The organism is Thermaurantiacus sp., from assembly GCF_053487655.1.
The window spans coordinates 1-6,211 of sequence record NZ_JBRCLD010000040.1; the positions used below are offsets into that span (position 1 = coordinate 1).

Below are 6,211 nucleotides of genomic sequence, written 5' to 3' on the forward strand. Positions count from 1 at the left end.
GGCTCTCCCTCCTGCCGGCCGGGCGGCCGCCATCCGGCACGTCGGCGGCACCCGCGTCAAGCCCGTCGCCGAAGCGGGCCCGTTCTTTTCACCGGGTGCCCCGACCGGTGCCGGCAGGCTATCGCTGCACCGGGGAGGTCCGAAATGGGTGCGCTGGACGGCAAGGTTGCAGTCGTGCTCGGGGCGGCAGGCCCCGGCAACATGGGGCAGGTCATCGCGCGGCGGCTGGCCGCCGAAGGCGCGAAGCTGGTGGTTGCCGGCCGGCACCTGGGCCCGCTCGAAGCGCTGGCCTCCGAGATCGGCGGCGCCTTCGCGATCGCCGACGTGACCCGCCGGGCCGATCTTGCCGCCATGGCCGAGGCCGCGATCGCCCGCTTCGGCCGGCTCGACATCGCCGTCAACGCGGCCGGCGCCGGCGTCATGAAGCCCTTCCTCGAAACCACCGAGGAGGAGATCGACCAGCTCTGCGCGCTCCAGTTCCGCGGCGCCTTCCTGTTCCTCCAGGAAGTGTTGAAGCGGATCAGCGACGGCGGCTCGATCATCCTCGTCTCTTCGGCGACGGCGACCATCATGCTCGAGAATTATGCCGCCTACATGGGCACCAAGGCCGGTGCCGACCATGTCGCTCGCTGCGCTGCCAACGAGTTCGGCCACCGCGGCATCCGCGTCAACTCGGTCTCGCCCGGCTTTACTGTCACGCCGATGACGGCCGCGGCGGCTGCCACCCCCGGCCTCATCGACGCCTTCGTCAAGGAATATCCGCTCGGGCGGGTCGGAACTTCGGAAGATGTCGCAGCAGCCATTGCCTTTCTCGCCCGCGACGACTGTTTCCTGACCGGCCAGAACCTGCAGGTGAACGGCGGGCTCACCTTGCGGCGCAACCCGACCGGGGCGGAGATTGGCGCCGCGGTTGCCGCTGCCATGGCGAAGGCCGGCTGAAGTGGCACAGGCTGCCGCTGCCCCGGGCCCTGGCTTTCCTGCCGGCGGCCTCGTCGACCCAGAAGTTATCGCCTGCCCCTACGGCTTCTATGCCCGGCTCCACGCCGAGGCCCCGGTCTGGCAGGATCCGGTCACCGGCTTCTTCGTCATCAGCCGCTATGCCGACATGCTGGCGGCGATCCGCGACACCGAAAGCTTCTCGAACGACCTCCAGGTCCTCGATCGCCGGCCGCGCCCCACGCCGCCTGAGGCCGAGCGGATCCTCGCCCAAGGCTATGCAAGGCCGCAGGTGCTGCAGCGCAACGACCCGCCGCAGCACGGCCGCTATCGCCGCCTCATCGACCGGGCGTTCACGGCCAGCCGGGTGAAGGCGATGCAGCCCTATATCGACGGCGTCGTCGCCGAGCTTCTGGCGCCCATCGAAGCGGCCGCCGCGCGCGGCGAGCCGGTCGAGTTCATGTCGGCCTTCGCCATCCCGCTGCCCTCGATCGTGATCGCCGACCAGATCGGCGTGCCGCGCAGCGATGTCGCCAATGTCAAGCGCTGGACCGACGCGCTGCTCGACCCGGTCGGCATGATGATCTCGCCCGAGCGGGAAGTGGAATGCGCCCGCGAGGTGGTCGAGTTCCAGCGCTATTTCGCCGCCCGGATCGCCGAGCGCCGGGAACAGCCGAAGGACGACATGCTCTCCGCCCTCGTTTCCGAGATGGAGGGCGAGGCGCCGCTCTCGACCGAGGAAGTGTTGAACCTGCTCGAACAGCTCCTGACCGGCGGCAACGAGACGACAACCAATGCGCTTGGCTCGGCGCTGCTGCTGCTCCTCACCCACCCGCAAGAGGAAGCGCGGCTGCGCGCCGAGCCAGAGCGGATCGGCAATTTCGTCGAGGAAGCGCTGCGGATGGAAACCCCGGTCCAGGGGCTGTTCCGCGAGACCCGCCGCGATGTCGAAATCGGCGGAGTCACCATCCCCAAGGGTGCGGTCGTCATGCTGCGCCATGGCGCAGTCAACCGGGATCCGGCGAAATTCCCCGAGCCGGACAGGTTCGACGTCTGCCGCGCCAATGCCAGCGCCCAGCTTGCCTTCGGCGCCGGAATCCATTTCTGCCCCGGCGCCATGCTCGCCCGGGCCGAGATGGCGAGCGCCTTCGCCGCGCTGCTCAGCCGGTTCGAAAGCTTCCGCCTGGCCGAGCCGGACTTCGTGCCGCGCTACCGGTCGAGCTTCTTCCTGCGCGGGCTGGAGCGGCTACCGGTCCGGTTCACGCCGGCCGCGGGCTGAGCATGGCCCGGCTGCGGGTTGCAGTCTGGGGCGCCGGCAATGTCGGCTGCCGTGCCATCCGCATGATCGCCGCCAGGCCCGACATGGAACTCGTCGCGCTCCATGTCCGCGCCGGAGCGAAGACCGGGCAGGATGCCGGCGCGCTCGCCGGGATCGGCCCGATCGGGGTTCCCGCAACCTCCGACCCTGGAGCGTTGCTCGCCGCCCGCCCCGACGTGTTGCTCCACGCGCCCCTTCCGGCGCAGATGGTCGAGGGCCGGCGCGACAGCGATGATGCGACGCTGGTCGCCCTGCTCGAGGCCGGGATCAATGTAGTGACGACCGTCGGCTATGTCTGGCCGCACGCCTATGGGCCACAGGTAGCGGCGCGGCTCCAGGCCGCCGGCGAGGCCGGGGGCGCCTCGCTCCACGGCACCGGCCTCAACCCCGGCTTCCAGGGCGATGTGCTGGCGCTGGTGCTCGCCCGGCTGACGAGCGCAATCCGGGGAATCACCATAAGCGAGGCGACCGTCTTCGACCGCTATCCAAGCGCCGAGGTGGTCTTCGGCCTTATGGGCATGGGGCTTCCCCCGCAGGCCTTCGCGGCCCGGACCGCCGGCTATCGCGCCTGGCTCACCGACCTGTTCCGGGAAAGCCTGATGCTGCTCGGCGCCGGGCTGGGCGAAGAGGTGACGGAGGTGGCCGACGAGGTCGAGACCGCGCTCACCGACACCGAGGTGACAATCGCCGCTGGCACGCTTGCCGCCGGCACCATCGGCGCCCAGCGCTGGCGGTGGAGCGCGCAGGCCGGTCCGGTCGCGCTCGTCCACGAGACGCTCTGGCGCGCCGCGGCAGGCATCGCCTCCCACTGGCCCGCCGGCGAGAACATGGTCGGGATCGAGGGGGACCCGGCCATCCGCCTGCCGCTCGCGGCCGGCTGGACGGCCGACGGACTTGCTGCGACCGCAGCCCACGCGGTCAACGCCATGCCGGCGGTCGTGGCCGGGCGGCCCGGGATCCTGACCGCGCTCGACCTGCCGCTCGCGCTCGGTTCCGGCAGCGTCCCCTATCAAAACAGGATGTAGGCAGCCGCGAGCCAATGGCCATGATTGGCCACGAGGGAGACCGCTGCACACGAAATATTATTTTCGGGTGGCAGCAATGGTCGGGCCATTTCGGGCCCGGGGGAAAGGGAGCTGTCATGCCGTCGATCGGGCGCGTCGTCCTGCCGGCCATCCTTTTGGCCGGTGCCACGCTTGCAGGCGCACCGCTCGCCGCCGAGGCGGCCGCGGGCCAGCTGGCCTCGACCGAGGAGGCGAGCAACCAGCTGGCCGACATCGTCGTAACCGGCCGGCTGCGGGCCGAGTATCTTCAGGATGTCCCGCTGGCGATTACCGCCTTCAATGCGGGCGCAGTCGAGCAACGCCAGCTCGACACCGTGGCCGACCTCCAGCGCTTCGTGCCCAATGTCCAGCTCTCCGACATCAATTTCTCCGGGAACGCGCTCGCGGTGTCGATCCGGGGCATCAGCTTCGCCGACCTTGAGAAGACGTTCGAGAACGCGATCGGGGTGTCCATCGATGGCGTGTTCCTCGGCACCAACACCGGGGCCGCCTTCGAGATTGCCGACATCGAGTCGATCGAGGTGCTGCGCGGGCCGCAGGGTACGCTCCAGGGCCGGAACACCATCGGCGGGGCGATCAACATCCGCCGCACCCGGCCGACCGAGGAGGCCGGGGTGCGCGTGCTGGCCCGCTATTCGCGCTACAACAATTTCAACGGGTTCGCGGTTCTCAACAGCGGGCGGATTGCCGACGGGCCGCTGATGGCCAAGGGCTTCGTCAGCTACCGCAAGGGGGACAGCCACACCTTCAACCTTACCACCAACCGCCGCGATGACGGGCCGGACTATGTGAACGGCGGCGTCGCCTTCCTGTTCCAGCCGGAAGACAGCATGTTCGATGCGCTGCTGACGGTCGAATATATGCGCGACCGCAGCCGGTTCCCGAGCCTCGTCAACCTCACCAAGGCGAACCTCACCCCCGCCCAGCAGGCGGACATCATCAACACCGTCCCGCCGCCGTTCCGCTTCGGCGCCGCGCTGGGTCGCGGCGGCACCCTGTGCGATGCCGTGAAAGTCGCCTTCGGAGCCGACACCGGCTGTGACACCGCTTCGCTGGTGCCGATCCGCGAGGCCGGCTTCGACATCGGCTTCGCGCCGATCCCCCACATCAACGAGATGAACCAGTTCGCCGCGACCATGGAGATCCGGGGCGAAGTGCGCGGGGTGCAGATCAACAGCATCACCGGCTACCGCTCCTCGACCGAGCTCCTGATCGAGGAGAATACCGGGGCGCCCCCGGTGCTGGGCGTGCTGCCGCTGTTCGTGGCGGCGCGCGATACCGACTATTCCCAGATGAGCCAGGAACTCACCGCCCGCTTCGACATCGGCACGCTGGCCGACGTCGTCGGCGGGATCTATTATCTGTGGACCGAGTACAAGCTGGTGCCGGGAGTCTACAACAACATCGCCGCCCAGGCCTTCCTGCTCAACGCGCCGATCCAGAATTTCGTCGCCGGCCAGCAGCTCGACAGCTTCGCCTTCTTCGCCGAGGCGATCTGGAACCTCACCGACCGGCTCCGCCTGACGACCGGGGCGCGCTACACCATCGAGACCAAGAATTTCTTCATCAACTCGGTCGCACCCGTGCCGTTTTCAGTGCGCGCGCGCGACAGCTGGGACCGCCTCACCGGCCGGGTCATCGCCGATTACCGCCTGACCGACGACGCCCTCCTCTACGGAGGCTGGTCGCGCGGGTTCCGCTCGGGCGGGTTCAACGGCCGCGCCGCCTCGCCGCAAGCAGCCGCCCGCTCCTATGATCCGGAGACGGTCGACAGCTTCGAAGTCGGCGCCAAGCTCACCTTCCTTGACAACCGGCTGCGGGTGAACCCCACCGCCTTCTACGCGACCTACCGCGACGTCCAGCAGGACATCATCGTCGCCGCACCCGGCGGCCAGGGCACCAACACCTTCGTCGAGAATGCCGGCGGCGCGCGCATCTACGGGTTCGAGCTCGAGGCCCAGGCGCGGGTCGGTTCCCGGATCAACCTGCTCGCCGCCTTCGGCTATCTGAACGCCAAATACACGCGGTTCGAGATCGAGGATCCGGCCAAACCGGGCACCATCATCGACGTGAAGGACCAGCGGCAGTGGCGCCGCTCGCCCGACTTCACGGTCACGATCGGCGGGGACTACCGGCTGCCCGCCGGGCCCGGAGAGCTGGTCCTGTTCGCCAACTACAGCTATATCGACGAATATGCGACGTCTCCCGTGAAAGACCGGTTCTCGCGCGAGATCATCGAGGCCCAGAGCAAGTTCGATGTCTCGCTGGGCTACGAGATGCGCGATGTCGGCCCCTTCCGGGAGGCGCGGATCACCGGCTTCGCCCGCGACATCCTCCACAAGGACAACGGCCGCCTCAACACCACCCTGAACGCCGGCATCTTCTTCTTCGGGGTCCAGGTGCCGGCGCGGATCTTCGGAGTCGAGGCGGTGGTCGGCTTCTGAGCGCGGGCCGACACTATCAGGGCTGGGAGATGACCGCCAGGCGCCTTGCCCTGTATCCAGAAGGGCGAGGAGGTGGGAATGGCCACGGTCGAAGGGCAGGCACAAGCGGCGCCGCTACGCGCCGACATGACCAAGCTCCGCGAGCCCGAGTTCCGCAACACGCCGATCACGCCCGAGCGCTATTTCGCCCCCGAATGGGCGGCGCGGGAGTGGGAGCGGGTGTGGACCAGGACCTGGCAGATCGCCGGGCTGGTTGCCCAGATCCCCAATCCCGGCGACTGGCTGACGGCCGATTTCGGCCCCGAGACCATCCTCTGTGTCCGCGGCGAGGGTGGCGAGGTACGGGCCTTCCACAATGTCTGCCAGCACCGCGGCATGCCCGTGGTCCGCGGCGAACAGGGGCACGCGCGAAGGCTCGTCTGCCCCTATCATGGCTGGGCCTATGATCT

General features: G+C 68.8%; 5 protein-coding genes. All 5 read left to right on the forward strand.

Annotation, left to right across the window (positions count from 1 at the left end):
• Positions 1–144 precede the first annotated feature (144 nt).
• Complete coding sequence (locus ACWIQA_RS04025) at positions 145–939, forward strand: SDR family oxidoreductase (RefSeq protein ID WP_448581781.1); 795 nt, start codon at positions 145–147, stop codon at positions 937–939.
• Position 940: 1 nt separating this feature from the next.
• Entirely contained in the window at positions 941–2,215 is a 1,275-nt protein-coding gene (locus ACWIQA_RS04030; RefSeq protein ID WP_448581782.1) for a cytochrome P450, read from the forward strand.
• A 2-nt stretch (positions 2,216–2,217) separates the two neighbouring features.
• Positions 2,218–3,279: an NAD(P)H-dependent amine dehydrogenase family protein gene (locus tag ACWIQA_RS04035; protein WP_448581783.1), complete on the forward strand. Its 1,062-nt coding sequence runs from the start codon at positions 2,218–2,220 to the stop codon at positions 3,277–3,279.
• 116 nt (positions 3,280–3,395) lie between these two features.
• Positions 3,396–5,762 (forward strand): TonB-dependent receptor, encoded by a 2,367-nt coding sequence (locus ACWIQA_RS04040; protein ID WP_448581784.1) that lies wholly within the window; start codon positions 3,396–3,398, stop codon positions 5,760–5,762.
• A gap of 78 nt (positions 5,763–5,840) precedes the next feature.
• Positions 5,841–6,211 (forward strand): aromatic ring-hydroxylating oxygenase subunit alpha (locus tag ACWIQA_RS04045; RefSeq protein WP_448581785.1); only part of this gene is annotated, 371 nt, incomplete at its 3' end.

Coding starts and splice junctions, on each gene's coding strand:
- ACWIQA_RS04025 (WP_448581781.1), top strand. CDS start 145: ATGGGTGCGCTGGACGGCAAGGTTGCAGTCGTGCTCGGGGCGGCAGGC.
- ACWIQA_RS04035 (WP_448581783.1), top strand. CDS start 2,218: ATGGCCCGGCTGCGGGTTGCAGTCTGGGGCGCCGGCAATGTCGGCTGC.
- ACWIQA_RS04040 (WP_448581784.1), top strand. CDS start 3,396: ATGCCGTCGATCGGGCGCGTCGTCCTGCCGGCCATCCTTTTGGCCGGT.